This window comes from Mesorhizobium sp. B1-1-6, from assembly GCF_006443035.1.
Taxonomy (GTDB): Bacteria; Pseudomonadota; Alphaproteobacteria; order Rhizobiales; family Rhizobiaceae; genus Mesorhizobium.
This window is the reverse complement of record NZ_VFWR01000010.1, coordinates 219,452-236,683: the sequence shown is the minus strand read 5'-3', so window position 1 is coordinate 236,683 and position 17,232 is coordinate 219,452. Positions and strand designations below refer to the sequence as shown.

Sequence of the window (17,232 nt, the reverse complement as noted above, 5' to 3'; positions counted from 1 at the left end):
AATGGCCGGCGAATTTCAGAAGTTTTTTTCGAGGGAGGTTTCAGTGACCCGCACGCCCGGTTTCAACACGCTCGCCGTCCATGCCGGTGCCAAGCCCGATCCGGCCACCGGCGCACGCGCCACGCCGATCTACCAGACGACCTCCTTTGTTTTCGACGACGCCGATCATGCCGCCTCGCTGTTCGGGCTGAAGGCCTTCGGCAACATCTACACCCGCATCATGAACCCGACGCAGGCGGTGCTCGAAGAACGCATAGCGGCGCTCGAGGGCGGCACGGCCGCCCTTGCGGTGGCGTCCGGCCACGCCGCCCAGGTAATCGTGTTCCACAATCTGTTGCAGCCGGGCGACAATTTCGTTGCCGCCAACAAGCTCTATGGCGGTTCGATCAACCAGTTCGGCCATGCTTTCAAGAACTTTGGCTGGGAGGTGCGCTGGGCCGAAGCGAACGATCCGTCAACCTTCGAGAGCCAGATCGATGACAAGACCAAGGCGATCTTCATCGAGAGCCTGGCCAATCCCGGCGGCACCTTCGTCGACATCGAGAAGATCGGCGACATCGCGCGTAAGCATGGCCTGCCGCTGATCGTCGACAACACCCTGGCCTCGCCCTACCTGATCCGGCCGATCGAGCACGGCGCCGACATTGTCGTCCATTCGCTGACCAAGTTCATTGGCGGTCACGGCAACTCGATCGGCGGCGCCATCGTCGATGGCGGCACGTTCGACTGGTCGAAATCAGGGAAGTACCCGATGCTGTCGGAACCGCGCCCCGAATATGGCGGCCTGGTGCTGCACGAAACCTTCGGCAATTTTGCCTTCGCCATCGCCGCGCGCGTGCTTGGCCTGCGCGATCTTGGCCCGGCGATTTCGCCGTTCAACGCCTTTCTCATTCTGACAGGCCTCGAAACCTTGCCGCTGCGCATGCAGCGCCATTGCGACAATGCGATCGCCGTCGCGGGCTGGCTGTCCAACCATCCCAAGGTGGCCTGGGTCAACTATCCCGGCCTTCCCAGCGACAAGAACAACGCCCTGCAAAAGAAATACTCGCCGCAAGGCGCCGGCGCGGTCTTCACCTTCGGCCTCAAGGGCGGTTACGAGGCCGGCGTCAAATTCGTCGAAGCGTTGGAGTTGTTCTCGCACTTGGCCAATGTCGGCGACACCAAGTCGTTGGTCATCCATCCGGCGTCGACCACGCACCGCCAGCTGTCCGACGAGCAGAAGGTCAAGGCGGGTGCGGGACCGGACACGGTGCGGCTGTCCATCGGCATCGAGGACGTCACCGATATCGTCGCCGATCTCGAACAGGCACTCGCCAAAGTTTGATCTATCCTCCCCCTCGTGGGAGGGTCGGCGCAAAACGCCGGGGTAAGGCGAGCCGGCCCGAGGCCGGTTCTTCATGGAGGCAAATCCTGTCCGAGCATTACCTGACGATATCGACGGATTCTGTCGACGCCGAAGAAGGCGCGCCGGCGCCCGATCGCCTGATCTCGGGCGATCCGAAATTCCGCACCTGGAACGTCGAGGAGCGCGAAGGCGGTCTTTATGCCGGTATCTGGGAATCGACTCCGGGCAAGTGGCGCATCGTCTACGACGAATGGGAATTCTGTCACATCCTTTCCGGCGTTTCGGTGATCGAAGAGGAGGGTGGCGAAGCGCGCACCGTCAGGGCCGGCGACAGCTTCGTGCTGCGGCCTGGCTTTAAGGGAAGCTGGGAAGTGCTTGAAACCACCCGCAAGGAGTATGTGATCAGGCTGTGAGCTGCGCGCAGCTCACAGCTCAGGCCTGCGCTCCTTCAGAAGCCGACGGTGAGCGCTTCCAGCCCGTGGAAGTGATACGTGTCGCGGAAGCTTGGGCTTTCGGCAAGACGAAGCTTTGGGTGCCGCTCGAACAATGTTTTCAGCGACACCTGCAATTCGAGCCTGGCCAGGGGCGCGCCGATGCAGAAATGGATGCCGGCGCCGAACGACACGTTCTTCTGGTCGGCACGATCCGGCCGGAAGGCCCGCGGCTCGGCAAAGGCATGAGGGTCATGGTTGGCCATGCCAAGCAGCAGGCCGATCGTCTGGCCGGGCTGCACGACGATCCCGGGAGCGATTTCGATCTCCTGGTAGGCGTAGCGGGTGAACATGTGCAGCGGCGCGTCGAAACGCAGGCATTCCTCGACAGCGGCCGCCGTTGCCTCGGCTGAGGTGAAGAAACGGCGCGGGTCGCCGCCTTGCGCCAAGATCGAGCGCACCGCATTGCCGGTCTGGTGCACGGTCGCTTCGTGGCCGGCATTGAGCAGCAGGATCGCCGAGGACACCATTTCGTCTTCCGACAATTTTTGGCCGCCCTCCTGCGCCGAGATCAGCAGCGACAGCAGGTCGTCGCCGGGATTTTTGCGCCGTTCGGCGATGGTGCCGCGCAGGAAATCGGCGAAATCCTGAGTCGCGCGATTGGCCGTCTCCTCGATCTCGCGAGTGCGGCCATGCACGTACATGGCGACCATTCGATGTGACCAGTCGAGCAGTTGCGGTCCCATTTCGACCGGCACGCCGAGCATCTCGGCAATGATGGTGATGGGCAGGGGAGAAGCGAAGGCGGGCAGCAGGTCGACTTGCTTGCCCGGCTCGAAACGATCGATCAGTTCGTTGGCGAGTGCCTCCACGCGCGGCCGCAGCCGCTCGACCTGGCGCGACACGAAGGCGCGGTTGACCAGTGTTCGAAGCCGCGTGTGTACCGGCGGCTCCAGTTCCAGCATGGAATTGGCTTCGATGCCGTCGAATGCCTTGAGATGTGTTCTATCCCGGCCGATGCCACGACTGTCGGGAATGCCCGCCGGGTTCTGGCGGCCGAAGCGGCGGTCGCGCAACAGCTTGTTGACGTCGTCGAAGCCGCCAAAGCACCAGAATCCGAATTCTTCCCAGAAAAAGACGTTCGATGCATCGTGCAGGAACGTGTAGGCCTCGTACGGATCCTGGAAGAAAGCCCACTCGTGCGGGTCAAGCCTCAGGCGACGGGTCGCTGGATCAAAGGCTAGGTAGGATGGCGTCGATTTGGTCATGCCAGACCAATAGCGCGGCTTGCCAGCCTGGTTCCAGACCGTATGTTGGCGCCCGCAATCCAATGCGTTGAGCCAGCCGCAACGGCTGCGGAAAGTCTGATTTGATGAATGTGATCGTTGTCGGCGCGGGCATCGCCGGTCTCTCCACCGCATGGTCGCTGGTCAAGGCCGGCCATAGCGTTTCCATCGTCGAGCAGGGGCCGATCCCCAATCCGTTGGCGGCATCCGGCGACCATCACCGCATCATTCGCCGTGCCTACCGGGCCGGGACCGGCTACGGCCGGCTGATCGGCGAGGCCTATGAAGCCTGGGACGAGATGTGGGCCGACCTCGGCGAGAACCATCTCGATTCCAGGGGCTTTCTCTGCGTCTCGCGCGAGCCGGGCGACGAAGCCGAGGAATACCGGGAAGGGCTGGAGGAGGGAAACTATCCGTTCGACCTGCTGGAACCTGATGCCGCGGTCGAACGCTGGCCTTTCCTGGAGCCGGGCTCGTTCCGCTACGCCTACTTTTCGCCGGAAGGCGGCGCGCTGCATTGCCGCAAGATCGCGTCCGGCCTGGCCAAGTGGCTGCGCGCCAACGGCGCCAACGTCTACGAGAACAGCAAGGTGACGGCGGTCGACTCCGAGGCAGGGCATATCGTGCTCGCGTCCGGCGAGACGATGCAGGCCGACCGCATCGTCGTCGCTGCGGGCGCCTGGGTGCTGAAACTGTTCCCCGAACTCGGCGGCGAACTGAAGACGTACCGAACCGCGCTCGCCTATGTCGAACCGCCGGCGGACCTCAAGGCCGTCTGGGAAGTTGCGCCCGTGGTCCTCGATGTAGGTGGCAAGACCGACGGCTACATGATTCCGCTGACCCGAGGTGCCGGCATGAAATTCGGTTCAGGCCTGCACAGGGTGCCGACCAGCGACGCCGACTGGAACCGGCAGCCGGTGCCGGGCGAGGGCGAGGCGATCCGCAACCTGTTTTCACCGCCGATCGCCCGCATCGAGGAGTATGAGGTGACCGAAGTGGTCACCTGCGCCTACACATTCACGGACGATGAGAAATTCCTGGCGCATGAGACGGGCAAGTGCCTGATCGTCTCGGCCTGCTCGGGCCATGGCTATAAATTCGGGGCGGCGGTCGGCCGGCGTGTGGCGGCGGCTGTCGATGATGGCGATATTGCCGGCCTGAAACGTTGGTTGCGAGCCGAAATCGCCTGAATTCAGTCCTGGCAATGCCTGGGAATATGCACGCGCCGCCAGCCGGATGAGCCTTCGCGCACCAGCACGCGCCGCGCGACGGTCTGGTAGGCGCCGGGAATGTCGATGACGCGCCTTTGCTCCGGTCGCACCAGCACCTCCTCGGCGATCCTGTCATATTGCGCCGGAATGACGACGCGCCTTGTGCGCTCCGGCCGGATCACCACCGTTTCGGCGACGCGTTCATAGCGCGCCTTGTGCCGGACCTTGCACAGCACCTTGCGGCCGTGGATGACGCGCCATTCCCAGGAATAGCCGCCATCATCGATCTTGACTGTGTGGTAGACCGTACGGGTGATTGCGGGCACCACCTCATAGGTCACCTGTGCCGGAACCGTCATCACCACCCGCTCGCGCGTGCCGTAGATCGGCGCTTCATAGTCGACCTGCTGGCTGGGCGGACTGATCATCACGTCCTCGTAGACCGTGTCATAGACATCAGGCGTTTGGACCGGCTCATAGCATTCGACGGCGCGGCCGCCGGCCGCCGTCTGCGAAATCGAGCCGAGCATGGTCAGCCCGGCCATGGCGAAGCATGCGGTTTTCCTGGACATGACGTTCCCCCTGTTGAACCGCGGACACAAGTTCAACGTTGAATTGTAGGGGAAGCGGTCCGCGAGAAAAGCGGGTTCGGCGCATTCGTTAAGTGACGCGGTTAAGAAACTGCTACCTGTCAGGCCGCAGGTGCCGTCGCGAGCCGGCGGAAGCGCCCGCCGTTGCGAATCTCGCCTGGAAAGCTTGATTCGACTTACCCAGATGGCTAGGAGGGGTCGGCCTTGCACAAGGATGAGCCGGCATCCTATTTACACAATAACGATCCAGAACCGATTCTGCCCGAGTTGCCAGCATGTCCGGCGCCGGAATCCCACCGCGAGACAAGAGATAACGAATGAAGAACCCCGTCGAAACCTACATGAACCTCGTTCCGATGGTGGTCGAACAGACCAATCGCGGCGAGCGGGCCTACGACATTTTCTCGCGCCTCCTCAAAGAGCGCATCATTTTCATCACCGGTCCGGTCGAGGACGGCATGGCGACGCTGGTCTGCGCGCAGCTTCTGTTCCTGGAAGCCGAGAATCCGAAGAAGGAAATCAACCTCTACATCAATTCGCCCGGTGGCGTCGTCACCTCGGGCATGGCCATCTACGACACCATGCAATTCATCAAGCCGGCCGTGTCGACGCTGTGCATCGGCCAGGCGGCCTCCATGGGCTCGCTGCTCCTGACCGCCGGCCACAAGGACATGCGCTTCGCCACGCCCAACGCCCGCATCATGGTTCACCAGCCGTCCGGCGGCTTCCAGGGCCAGGCGTCCGACATCGAGCGTCATGCCCAGGACATCATTAAACTGAAGCGCCGCCTCAACGAGGTGTACGTCAAGCACACCGGCAAGAGCTACGACGAGATTGAAAAGACGCTCGACCGTGACCATTTCATGACCGCGGACGAGGCCAAGGACTTCGGCCTGATCGACAAGGTCATTTCGTCGCGCGAAGCGGCCGAAGGGGCGCTGGCATAACGGCATATTGGCAGTTGGATGGCGGCATCACGCGCTTTTGGCGCGTCTTGCGGCATTTCGGCCACAATTGGCTGTTCCCTCGACGATCGGGATTGCCTACGTTAAGGCTATGTTGATTTTCGACGGCTTAGCTTTGTGTGGGGTTGCTGCGAATCATTGCCACGTTTTCTGATTTGTGTTTCGTACGGAATACGTTGCGGGAGCCGGGATACTGGCGGCGGCGGATTCCCGCGATAAATAGAGTATGCGCCCTTTCAGCCAGACCATCGGCGGGCGGCCATGAAAGGACATGAAAATGAGCAAAGTCGGCAACAACAGCGGCGATTCCAAGAACACGCTTTATTGCTCGTTTTGCGGCAAAAGCCAGCATGAGGTGCGCAAGCTGATCGCCGGCCCGACGGTCTTCATCTGCGACGAATGCGTCGAGCTGTGCATGGACATCATCCGCGAGGAGAACAAGACCTCGATGGTGAAGTCGCGCGAGGGTGTGCCGACCCCGCAGGAGATCCTCAAGGTTCTCGACGACTACGTTATCGGCCAGCCCTACGCCAAGCGCGTGCTCTCGGTGGCCGTCCACAATCACTACAAGCGCCTCGCCCATGCCGGCAAGAACAACGATGTCGAACTGGCCAAGTCCAACATCCTGTTGATCGGCCCGACCGGTTGCGGCAAGACGCTGCTGGCGCAGACGCTCGCCCGCATCATCGACGTGCCCTTCACCATGGCCGATGCCACGACGCTGACCGAGGCCGGCTATGTCGGCGAGGACGTCGAGAACATCATCCTGAAGCTGTTGCAGTCGGCCGACTACAATGTCGAACGCGCCCAGCGCGGCATCGTCTACATCGACGAGATCGACAAGATCTCGCGCAAGTCCGATAACCCCTCCATCACCCGCGACGTGTCGGGCGAGGGCGTGCAGCAGGCGCTGTTGAAGATCATGGAAGGCACTGTCGCCTCGGTACCGCCACAGGGCGGCAGGAAACATCCACAACAGGAGTTCCTGCAGGTCGACACCGCCAACATCCTGTTTATCTGCGGCGGCGCCTTCGCCGGGTTGGACAAAATCATATCGGATCGTGGCCGCAAGACCTCGATCGGCTTCGGCGCCACCGTGGCATCGCCCGAGGATCGCCGCACCGGCGATGTCTTCCGCCTTGTGGAGCCAGAGGATCTCTTGAAGTTCGGCCTCATTCCCGAGTTTGTCGGCCGTCTGCCGGTCCTGGCGACGCTGGAAGACCTCGACGAGCCGGCGCTGATCCAGATCCTGACCGAACCGAAGAACGCACTGGTCAAGCAATACCAGCGGCTGTTCGAGATGGAGAATGTCGACCTGACCTTCCACGAGAACGCATTGTCTGCGATCGCCAAGCGCGCCATCGAGCGCAAGACCGGCGCGCGTGGCCTGCGCTCCATCATGGAAGCGATCCTGCTCGACACCATGTTCGAACTGCCGGCGCTCGAAGGCGTGCGCGAAGTGGTGATTTCGGAAGAAGTGGTGACCGGCAGTGCCCGGCCGCTCTACATCTATTCCGAACAGAAGGAAAAGAAGGGCAATGTCAGCGCCTGACATGCCACTTGAACCCATATTTTTGTGGAACGGCGCCCTCGGGGCGCCGTTTTGCCATGAGAGGCATGCGACCTTCGCGAGGGAATGGAACGCCGGCGATGTTAACTCTTGATCTTTGGCCCTCCTGCATCCACCTAACACGAGAAGGCCGAGGTGCCCGATTTCTGTGCTGTAAAACTCCCGTCACAACGGTGGTAGGCGGAACGATCCCCGGTCGTTAATATAAGATTCGCGGTTGGCCGATTGGCGGCCGCGACATGAAAGGTTGGACAATGGCCAAAATAACCAAGGCTCCCAGCGACGGCGTCTTCGCAGTCCTTCCACTGCGCGACATCGTGGTGTTCCCGCACATGATCGTTCCGCTCTTTGTCGGGCGTGAAAAGTCGATCAAGGCGCTGGAAGAGGTGATGGGTCAGGAAAAGCAGATCCTGCTCGCCACCCAGATGAATGCCGCCGATGACGATCCGGAGCCCGATGCCATCTTTGATATCGGCACGCTCGCCAACGTGCTGCAATTGCTGAAGCTGCCCGACGGCACCGTCAAGGTGCTGGTCGAAGGCGCCTCGCGCGCGAAAATCACCGCCTTCACCGACCGTCCCGACTTCCATGAGGCCCGCGCCACCGCGCTGGTCGAGCCGGAAGAGGAAGAGGTTGAGGTCGAGGCGCTGGCTCGTTCGGTCGTCACCGACTTCGAGAACTACGTCAAGCTCAACAAGAAGATCTCGCCCGAGGTGGTTGGTGCCGCCAGCCAGATCGACGACTATTCCAAGCTCGCCGACACGGTCGCTTCGCACCTCGCCATCAAGATCCCCGAAAAGCAGGAGATGCTGGCCACGCTCTCGGTCAAGGAGCGGCTGGAAAAGGCGATGGGCTTCATGGAGGCCGAAATCTCCGTCCTGCAGGTGGAGAAGCGCATCCGCTCGCGCGTCAAGCGCCAGATGGAGAAGACGCAGCGCGAATACTACCTCAACGAGCAGATGAAGGCGATCCAGAAGGAGCTCGGCGAAGGCGAGGATGGCCGCGACGAGGCCGCCGAGATCGAGGCCCGCATCAAGAAGACCAAGCTCTCCAAGGAGGCTCGCGAAAAGGCGGAAGCCGAATTGAAGAAGCTGAGGACGATGTCGCCTATGTCGGCGGAATCCACCGTGGTGCGTAATTATCTCGACTGGATCCTGTCGATTCCGTGGGGCAAGAACTCCAAGGTCAAGCAGGACCTGGCGTTCGCGCAGAACGTGCTCGACACCGACCATTTCGGTCTCGACAAGGTCAAGGACCGTATCGTCGAGTATCTCGCCGTGCAAAGCCGCCAGAAGAAGCTCAAGGGGCCCATCCTGTGCCTCGTCGGCCCTCCCGGCGTCGGCAAGACCTCGCTCGGCAAGTCGATCGCCAAGGCGACCGGCCGCGAGTTCATCCGCATGGCGCTGGGCGGCGTGCGTGACGAGGCCGAGATCCGCGGCCACCGGCGCACCTATATCGGCTCGATGCCCGGCAAGGTCATCCAGTCGATGAAGAAGGCGAAGAAATCCAATCCGCTCTTCCTGCTCGACGAGATCGACAAGATGGGCCAGGATTTCCGCGGCGATCCGTCGTCGGCTTTGCTGGAGGTGCTCGACCCCGAGCAGAACTCGACGTTCATGGACCACTATCTGGAGGTCGAGTACGACCTGTCGAGTGTGATGTTCGTGACGACGGCGAACACGCTGAACATCCCTGCGCCCTTGATGGACCGCATGGAAATCATCCGTATCGCCGGCTACACCGAGGACGAGAAGATCGAGATCGCCAAGCGGCATTTGCTGCCGAAGGTGGTGCGCGATCACGCGCTGCAGCCGAAGGAGTTCTCCGTCAGTGAGGACGCGATCCGCGCCATCATCCAGACCTACACCCGTGAAGCGGGCGTCAGGAGCCTGGAGCGCGAGCTGATGAAGCTCGGACGCAAGGCGGTGACCGAGATCCTGAAGACGAAGAAGAAGACTGTGAACATCACGGGGGACAATCTCGCCGATTATCTCGGTGTTCCGCGCTTCCGCTTCGGTCAGGTCGAGGCAGACGACCAGGTCGGCGTCATCACCGGACTTGCCTGGACGGAAGTCGGCGGCGAGCTGCTGACGGTTGAAGGCGTCATGATGCCCGGCAAGGGCCGCATGACGGTGACCGGCAATCTGCGCGACGTGATGAAGGAATCGATTTCGGCGGCGGCCTCCTATGTCCGCTCGCGCGCTCTCGATTTCGGCATCGAGCCGCCGCTGTTCGACAAGCGCGACATCCACGTCCACGTGCCGGAGGGTGCCACGCCCAAGGACGGGCCGTCGGCCGGTGTGGCGATGGCGACCGCGATCGTCTCCGTGCTGACCGGCATTCCGGTCAGGGCCGATGTCGCCATGACCGGCGAGATCACGCTGCGCGGCAGGGTGCTGCCGATCGGCGGTCTGAAGGAGAAGTTGCTTGCCGCACTGCGCGGCGGCATCAAGAAGGTGCTGATCCCGGAAGACAACGCCAAGGATCTGGCGGATATTCCTGACAACGTGAAGAACGGTATGGAAATCATCCCGGTCTCGCGGGTCGGCGAGGCATTGCGCCACGCGCTGGTGCGTATGCCGGAGCCAATCGAATGGGTCGAACCGGTCAATCCTCCTGCCGCGACGGACACTGCGGATGACGCCGGAAAGTCGCTTGCGCATTAGTTCTTGCTAAAGTTGCAGCGCAAAAACAGAAAGCCGGGCCTCGCGCCCGGCTTTTTCATGTGAAAAACCCCGGAATTCCGGGCTTTTTTCCATCCTTTCCCGGCTTTTCGACTTGGTTGCGGGAGCGCTTCTTTCTAAAGTCCGTTTCCTGCCGGATGAGTCGAGAGTTCCGGTGTTCTCATGGAAGGGAATTTTTATGAACAAGAACGAACTGGTGTCCGCTGTCGCCGACGCCGCGAGCATTTCGAAGGGTGACGCGCAGTCGGCTGTGGATGCGGTATTCTCCGTCATCACCGGCGAACTGAAGAAGGGCGGCGATGTCCGGCTTGTCGGCTTTGGCAATTTCACCGTGTCAAAGCGCGCAGCCTCGACCGGCCGCAACCCTCAGACCGGCGCCGAAGTGAAGATCCCGGCGCGCACCGTGCCGAAGTTCTCGGCCGGCAAGGGTCTCAAGGACGCCGTCAATTAAGCGCCTTTTTTAAATTTCAAATATCAGAAAAGCCGGGCAAGCCCCGGCTTTTCTTTTGCGCTCGTACTGGGATAGGTTCGCGATTGCGAGCTACCCGGTCGGCGCGTCCGCCCGCATCAGGCCGTCCTTCTTCAGGTCGGCCCAGAGTGCCGCCGGCAGTTTCGCATCGAGCAGTGACCGATTGCTTTCGACCTCGCTTGGCCGCTGGCCACCGGGGATCACCGACACGACGGACGGATGCAGCAACGGAAACTGCAACGCTGCCTCGATCAGGCGCACGTCATGCCGCCGGCAGACCGCCTCGATGCGCGCCACCCGGTCGAGCACGTCCCGCGGCGCTTCGGTGTAGTTGTAGAAGGCACCCGGCTTCGGCCCCGTGGCCAGGATCCCGGAATTGTAGGGGCCGCCCAAAACGATGCCGATGCCGCGCTTCTGGCAGAGTGGCAGGAAGGATGTCAGCGCCTCCTGCTCGAGCAGCGTATAGCGGCCGGCAAGCAGGAACAGATCGAAATCACCGCGCTCGGCCAATGTCTGGGCAACCTGCCATTCGTTGATGCCGCCGCCGAAGGCCTTGATGACGCCCTGGTCGCGCAAGGCAAGCAGTCCGTAATAGCCGGAGCGCATAAACTCCTCTATGCGCTGGTCGGACGCTTCCTTGCTGCCATGGGTGAAGATGTCGACGTCGTGCACGAACAGAATGTCGATGCGGTCGACGCCGAGCCGTTCCAGGGACGCTTCGAAGGAGCGCATCACGCCGTCATAGCTGTAGTCGTAGACCTCCTTGCGCGACGGCGTGTCGAAGAACTTGCCGATGCCGGTGCGCTCTTGCGGCGGACAGGCGCGCATGATGCGGCCGACCTTGCTCGACAGCACGTAGTCGTCGCGTTTCTTGCCGCGCAGGAAGGGGTTGAGCCGCGTCTCCGACAGGCCAAGCCCATAGAGCGGCGCGGTGTCGTAATAGCGGCAGCCGGTCGCCCATGCAGCCTCCAGCGTCGCATTGGCGTCCTCGTCGGAGACGGCGCGGTAGAGGTTGCCGAGCGGCGCCGTGCCGAAGCCGAGTTCGGTGAAGCTGATGCCGCCATTGCCGATGCGGTCGAAATGCCGTGTCTTCATATCCTGCCGTTTGCCTCATTGATTTGTCTGACATGACACTATCATGCTCGTGGCACAGCAAAAGCGCGCAGGGGCGTTGGACACGGATTTTCGCGGTGGTAGCATCAATAAAAACAAGCTGTTCGGGGAGAGACGTGACCGGGAATTTCCACTCTTCTTCGACCTCGGATCGTTGGACGGCACCATCATGAGCGATGCGGGCTCGCAGATGTTCAGGACCGCTCTGGACGAGCTCGGCACTGTGCTGGCGCGCGTCGACGACGGCCGGATCGATGCCGCCTGCGAGATGCTCGCAGGAGCACGGCAGATCGTCGTCTACGGCTGCGGCCGCGAGGCCTTGCAGGTCAAGGGCTTCGCCATGCGGCTCCATCATCTGGGCCTGCCGGTGTCGGTGGTCGGTGACATGACCACGCCGCCCGTGGCGCAGGGCGATGTCTTCCTGGTCAGTTCCGGGCCTGGAGAAACCGCGACCGTGCTAACCCTGATGCAGGTGGCGCGCCAGGCCGGCGCGACGGTTCTGCTTCTGACCGCTCAGCCCGGCGGCAGTGCAGCGCGCTTGGCCGACTTCACGCTGCTCGTGCCGGCGCAGACCATGGCCGACGACCAGGGTCCGCAAAAAACATCGGTCCTGCCGATGGGATCGGTGTTCGAAGGCGCGCTGTTCCTGCTGTTCGAGGTCATGGTGCTGAAACTCAGGGGTCTGACCGCGGCCTCGCCGGAGGCGATGCGGGCCCGTCACACCAATATGGAGTAGTGCGATGCGCTACGAGTTGATGCTGCCGCACCAGATCCGCAAGGCGATCGCCCAGAACTGGCCGATCGCCCTGCCGCTCGGCGTGCTCGAATACCATGGCGAGCACATGGCGGTCGGCATGGACACGCTGGCGGTCGTCAAGACGCTGGAGCTGTTTGAGAAGGAGCGGGAGATCGTCATCCTGCCGCCCTTCTACTACGGCGCGGCGAGCTACGCCGTGGCGCCGCCGGAGGGCACAGGCTCGGTGCAGGTTGGCGGCAATCAACTGGCGCCCTTCGCGGAGGAACTGTTCTACAGCCTGCTGCGCATCGGTTTTCGCAACATCCACGCCATAATCCACCACCAGACCGAGAATTTCGCCGCCGGCATGCCGACCGATCTCGCCTTCAAGGCCGCCGGACGTCAGGCGATCTTCCGCTTCCTTGAGAAGGAACGAGGTGAAGGCTGGTGGGGCTCCGAGGCGATGGCCGCCTACTATGCCGAGCATGCCGAGGGCAGCAATTTTTTCAACTGGGTGCAGGTGCATCCGCTGATGCCGGCCGAGATGAACGGCAAGTACCCGTTCGATCATGCCGGCATCGGCGAGACCTCGCTGATGCTGGCGCTATGCCCTGAGGCTGTCGATGCCGGCCATTTCGCCGACAATACGAGCTGGTATACGGCCAGCGCTCCGGATGCCTCGGCTGCGCTCGGAGCAGAGGGCGTTGCCATGATCATGGATCACCTGCGCACGATCCTGAGGGACTAGCGCGGTTCTCCTTCTCCCTTGTGGAGAAGGTAAGGACGGCGCCGCCTATTTCACCGCTCCCGCGGTCATGCCCATGATCAGATAGCGTTCCAGCGCGATGCCGATGACGGCCAAGGGCGCGATTGCCGCCGTGGCAAGCGCTGCCATCGACCACCAGTTGATGCCTTGCGAACCGGTCTGGCTCGCCACCATGACCGGAATTGTCTTGGCGTCGGTCGAGGTCAAAAGGGCGGCGAAGAAATACTCGTTCCAGCACAGCACCATCGCCAGGATGAAAGCCGCGACCATGCCGGGCAGGGCAATCGGCATGACGATGCGAAAGAACGCGCCCCAGATCGACAACCCGTCGACGAGGGCCGCTTCCTCGAGCTCGACCGGGATGGAATTGAACTGGTCGCGCATGATCCAGATGACGATCGGCAGCACCATCAGCGTGTAGAGCAGGATCAGCCCGATGCGCGTGTCGAGCAGTCCGACTTCGCGGTAAAGCACCAGGAACGGCAGTGCGAGCACGACCGGCGGCAGGATGAGCTGCGACAGGAAGAAGAAGGAAATGTCCTCGTTCTTGAACCAGGCGAAGTGATAGCGGTAGCGCGTGAGGCCGTAGGCGGCGAGGCTGCCGATGACGATGGCGAGGCTCGACGCGCCGACCGAAGTGATGACCGAATTCATGAAGCGCTTGAAGAATTCGTCGCGGACGGTCGACGTCTGGAAGATCGAATCCGGCGACAGGCCAAGCGATCGCCAGCCCTTCCAGTCCGGCTGGAAGTCGACGAAGGGGATCAGATGCCCCTGGGTCACGTCTACCGCCGACTTGAACGAGGTCGTGATCGTCCAGTAGATCGGAAAGAGGCAGATGAAGGCCCAGAACACAAGCGCGCCATAGATGAAGACGCGGCTGGTGATGAAGCTCGCCGGCGAGTGGATTTCGGAGACGGTATAGTCGGTGGTCTGAACGCTCATGATCCCTGCCGCACTAGTTCACATTGCGCACGAAGCGGTTGGCGACCTTCAGCAGCCAGGTCACGAACACCACGATGATGACGAGATAGGCCATCGCCAGCATCGTGCCGTAGCCGACATTGGAACGGTCCCGGTACTCGCGATAAATAAAGCTCGACACGGAATCGGTGGCGCCGCCGGGACCACCCGAGGTGACCGTGATGATGATGTCTGCCAGTTTCAGCTTGAAGATGATGCGCAACACGACGGCGGTCACCGACACCGGCAGCATCAGCGGGAAGGTGACCTGCCAGAAGGTTTGCCAGGCCGTGGCGCCGTCGACGCGCGCGGCCTCCAGCACCTCGCGCGACATCGCCTGCAGGCCGGCAAGCAGCATGATCATCATGAAGGGGATGAAGGTCCAGGCGTCGAGCATCATGATCGAGATACGGGCGGTGATCGGGTTGGAGAAGAAAGCGGGGTTGTCCCAGCCGAGGTGGCGGGCCAGCGTCGCCGCCGGCCCGAACCGGTACTCCATCAGCGATTTGCCAATCATCCACGAGACCGCGACCGGCGACAGCATCAGCGGCATCAGGAAGACGACGCGGAAGAATTTGCGCGCCCGGATCTGCGCGTTGAGCAGCAGCGCCAGGCCGAAGGCGATGACATATTCGACCAGCACCGCCAGCACATAGAGCACCATGTTGAACAGCGCGTTGCGATAATAGGGATCGCCGAGCATCTGCCAGAAATTGTCGAGCCCGTTGAACTTGCGGCCCGAGAATGAACTCAGGTTCCAGTCGGTCAGCGCGATGTAGAAGCCGAACAGGGTCGGGAAGATCACCATGGCGATGGTGAACAGCAGCGCCGGCAGCAGGAACAGCGCCCGCTGGCCGTCTTCGCCGCGCGTCAGCACCTGGCCGACGCCGAGTGCCACGCCCCACAGCACATAGGCGTAGACCACGGGCCGCCATGTCTCGAAGCCGATCGTGTCGACCTCGCTCTTGTAGAGGACTTGCACCAGGATCGTTGCCAGAAGGCCGAGCGTCGCGACGGCCATCAGGGCCCAACCGAGCCGTTTGCGGCCGGGCGGGATCAGATCGGTCGGTACGGAATTTGCCGGCCACGCATTCGTGGTCGAAGTCTGGTCAGCCACGCCTCTTGCCTCTTTTGCGCAAATGACCGGCCGAAGCCGGCCAAGATACGGCCCGGCGACGATGTTCCGCCGGGCCGTGATCCTCATAACGCCTGCCTACAGGCCGAGCGAGGCCTTGTAGAGCTTGATCTGGTTGTCGCGGCCGATCTGGTCGGTCAGCTTCTCCCAGGCCGCGGCAATGGCGTCTGCGCCCTCCTGCGCCTTCATCTTGCCGGCGAAGGTGTTGGCCAGAATGTCCTCGGCGGCTGAATAGTATTGGAAGATGCCGGGAATGCGTGGCTCGATCGCCGCGTTCGGGTGGTTGTAGCTGTCCGATTCCGACTTGAGATAGGAGGTGATAAAGGCTTCGTCATAGCCCGCCGCCACCCACTCCGGAATGTCGAAATGTGAGTTGCGGTAGGGCTGGAAGCCGGACGGGTACATCGCCGTCCAGATCGACAGGTCCTTGCCGCCGAGATGGGCGGCGGCGGACCATGCCGCCTTCTTCTTCTTCTCGTCGCTATCGACGCGGGCCATGACGTATACGCCCCAGCCGAGATAGGCGCAGTTCGGCGCATAGTTCGGTCCGCTGGCGAGTTTGTCCCACTGCCCGGTCTTGGAGTTGTAGACATCGTCGGAGCCGGGCAGGATCGAGAAGCCGGTGACGTCGCCCACGACGGAGGAGTCGTTGGTCTTGACGTTCGAGCCGACATCGCCCCACCAGGTGACCATCGAGCCGGTGCCGGCCAGGAACTGCTGGAAGGCGGTGGTGTTTGGATCGGCGTTGATCTGGTCGGCAGGCTCCGAAGGCAGCGCGTCGATCACGTCCTGTATGGCGCGCACCCAGGCCGGATTGTTGATGCGCGGCTTCATCGTGTCGGCGTCGAACAGCCAGGCCTTGTCGTCGGGGTGCTTGGCGTACGCGGTGGCGCGGCTGCCGAGGAAATAGAAGCCGAATCCGCCCCAGGGTTTCGGCGCGTCGAGATAGCCGTAGACGTCCTGACCCTTGACCTGCTTGCCCTTGAGGAACTTGGTGACCGCCTGGACCTGCTGCCAGGTCTTCGGCACGCCCCATTCACCGCCGCCGCCGCCGTCCTTCCAGGCCTTGGCGAGGTCGGCATCGGAAAACACATCGGTGCGGTAATTGAAATTATGCGCGTCGCCGTCGACGGTCACGCGGTACTGCTTGCCGTTCCAGGTGCCGACAGGCGGCTTCAGATAGTTGACGAGGTCATCGAAATCGATCTGGGTCTTGACCCAGTCGGGCATCTCGGACGTGAGGCCCTTGCCGCAGACGTCGCCCTCGAACGGCGCGCCCATCTCGATGATGTCGAAGTCGACCGTGCCGGTGGCGATCGACTGCTGCAGGCGGGCATTGTAGTCGGCCTGCGCCAGATCGATCCAGTTGATCTTGGCGCCGGTATAGGTTTCCCAGGGCTTCAGGAAGCCGCGGAATAGCACATTGTGCAGGTTCTGGTTGTTGAGACCCATGAAGGTAAGCTCGACGCCGGCGAATTCGCCTTCCTTGACATTGGCCTTGGTCGCCTCGAGACAGAGCTCGCCGACCTTCTGGAAGTCGGCGTCGGTCGGCTGACCCTTGCCCACGCCGGGGATCTGCAGGATTTTCGAGCGCAGCTCACTGGCGGCGGAGGCCGGGCGCGTGAGGGCGCCGAGCCCGGCGCCGGATGCGGCAGCGATCGCGGCCATCGAGGCCGCGCCCTTCAATATGTCGCGTCGGGTTGCCCCCGCGCGGACCAGCGTTTCGTAGAGACCTGTTTTCATCGATGTTCCTCCCAGAATATCTGTTGTGAATGCGGCCAAATTTCTCAGGCGCTGGAGCGCCAAACGATTCTCCCGGTTCGGAAACGAACGATGCAGGACCCCACCTGCTCGATTGAAGTTCCGTTTTTTTGGTTCGGGCAACCGGTATTCGGACCAGCGCCCGTCACTATTCTCGCAACCAAACGCCGTGTCAACGAGACCGGGTTTTTGTCGGGAAGAGACCGG

15 protein-coding genes are annotated in these 17,232 nt (G+C 62.2%); 9 read left to right on the top strand and 6 right to left on the bottom strand.

Annotated elements, in window-relative coordinates; translation table 11 throughout:
• The first annotated feature begins 43 nt into the window (after positions 1-43).
• A complete protein-coding gene (locus tag FJ979_RS21200; protein WP_140583437.1) occupies positions 44-1,324 on the top strand; it encodes an O-acetylhomoserine aminocarboxypropyltransferase in 1,281 nt (426 codons plus the stop codon).
• A gap of 83 nt (positions 1,325-1,407) precedes the next feature.
• Positions 1,408-1,758 (top strand): cupin domain-containing protein, encoded by a 351-nt coding sequence (locus tag FJ979_RS21195; protein WP_181165167.1) that lies wholly within the window; start codon positions 1,408-1,410, stop codon positions 1,756-1,758.
• 35 nt (positions 1,759-1,793) lie between these two features.
• Here FJ979_RS21195 and FJ979_RS21190 read toward each other — a convergent pair whose 3' ends face one another.
• Positions 1,794-3,044, bottom strand: coding sequence for a cytochrome P450 (locus tag FJ979_RS21190; protein ID WP_140583434.1), 1,251 nt, complete (start codon positions 3,042-3,044; stop codon positions 1,794-1,796).
• A gap of 104 nt (positions 3,045-3,148) precedes the next feature.
• On the opposite strand from FJ979_RS21190, the gene FJ979_RS21185 reads away from it, so the two are divergent.
• Positions 3,149-4,252: an FAD-dependent oxidoreductase gene (locus FJ979_RS21185; protein ID WP_140583431.1), complete on the top strand. Its 1,104-nt coding sequence runs from the start codon at positions 3,149-3,151 to the stop codon at positions 4,250-4,252.
• A 2-nt stretch (positions 4,253-4,254) separates the two neighbouring features.
• On the opposite strand, the gene FJ979_RS21180 is transcribed toward FJ979_RS21185, so the two are convergent.
• Positions 4,255-4,845 carry a hypothetical protein gene (locus tag FJ979_RS21180; protein ID WP_140583428.1) on the bottom strand — a complete coding sequence of 197 codons (591 nt, stop codon included), beginning with the start codon at positions 4,843-4,845 and terminating at the stop codon, positions 4,255-4,257.
• Positions 4,846-5,180: 335 nt separating this feature from the next.
• Between FJ979_RS21180 and clpP the strand changes: the two genes are divergently transcribed.
• The 4 genes from clpP to FJ979_RS21160 all read left to right on the top strand — a co-directional run bounded on the left by clpP (position 5,181) and on the right by FJ979_RS21160 (position 10,533).
• Complete coding sequence (gene clpP / locus FJ979_RS21175) at positions 5,181-5,810, top strand: ATP-dependent Clp endopeptidase proteolytic subunit ClpP (RefSeq protein ID WP_027028064.1); 630 nt, start codon at positions 5,181-5,183, stop codon at positions 5,808-5,810.
• A gap of 295 nt (positions 5,811-6,105) precedes the next feature.
• Positions 6,106-7,380, top strand: coding sequence for an ATP-dependent Clp protease ATP-binding subunit ClpX (gene clpX, locus FJ979_RS21170; protein WP_140493939.1), 1,275 nt, complete (start codon positions 6,106-6,108; stop codon positions 7,378-7,380).
• 272 nt (positions 7,381-7,652) lie between these two features.
• A complete protein-coding gene (lon, locus tag FJ979_RS21165) occupies positions 7,653-10,064 on the top strand; it encodes an endopeptidase La (protein WP_140583425.1) in 2,412 nt (803 codons plus the stop codon).
• Between the two features lie 196 nt (positions 10,065-10,260).
• A complete protein-coding gene (locus tag FJ979_RS21160; RefSeq protein ID WP_006201846.1) occupies positions 10,261-10,533 on the top strand; it encodes an HU family DNA-binding protein in 273 nt (90 codons plus the stop codon).
• A gap of 90 nt (positions 10,534-10,623) precedes the next feature.
• On the opposite strand, the gene FJ979_RS21155 is transcribed toward FJ979_RS21160, so the two are convergent.
• A complete protein-coding gene (locus FJ979_RS21155; RefSeq protein ID WP_140583422.1) occupies positions 10,624-11,646 on the bottom strand; it encodes an aldo/keto reductase in 1,023 nt (340 codons plus the stop codon).
• 187 nt (positions 11,647-11,833) lie between these two features.
• Here FJ979_RS21155 and FJ979_RS21150 point away from each other — a divergent pair, with 187 nt between their 5' ends.
• Complete coding sequence (locus tag FJ979_RS21150; RefSeq protein WP_140583419.1) at positions 11,834-12,400, top strand: SIS domain-containing protein; 567 nt, start codon at positions 11,834-11,836, stop codon at positions 12,398-12,400.
• A 4-nt stretch (positions 12,401-12,404) separates the two neighbouring features.
• Complete coding sequence (locus tag FJ979_RS21145) at positions 12,405-13,148, top strand: creatininase family protein (RefSeq protein WP_140583416.1); 744 nt, start codon at positions 12,405-12,407, stop codon at positions 13,146-13,148.
• Between the two features lie 45 nt (positions 13,149-13,193).
• Here FJ979_RS21145 and FJ979_RS21140 read toward each other — a convergent pair whose 3' ends face one another.
• The 3 genes from FJ979_RS21140 to FJ979_RS21130 all read right to left on the bottom strand — a co-directional run bounded on the left by FJ979_RS21140 (position 13,194) and on the right by FJ979_RS21130 (position 17,007).
• Positions 13,194-14,111, bottom strand: a complete 918-nt coding sequence (locus tag FJ979_RS21140) for a carbohydrate ABC transporter permease (RefSeq protein WP_140493928.1) — start codon at positions 14,109-14,111, stop codon at positions 13,194-13,196.
• A gap of 13 nt (positions 14,112-14,124) precedes the next feature.
• Positions 14,125-15,246, bottom strand: coding sequence for a sugar ABC transporter permease (locus tag FJ979_RS21135; protein WP_140515760.1), 1,122 nt, complete (start codon positions 15,244-15,246; stop codon positions 14,125-14,127).
• Between the two features lie 96 nt (positions 15,247-15,342).
• Positions 15,343-17,007, bottom strand: coding sequence for a sugar ABC transporter substrate-binding protein (locus FJ979_RS21130; protein WP_140493924.1), 1,665 nt, complete (start codon positions 17,005-17,007; stop codon positions 15,343-15,345).
• Positions 17,008-17,232: the final 225 nt, after the last annotated feature.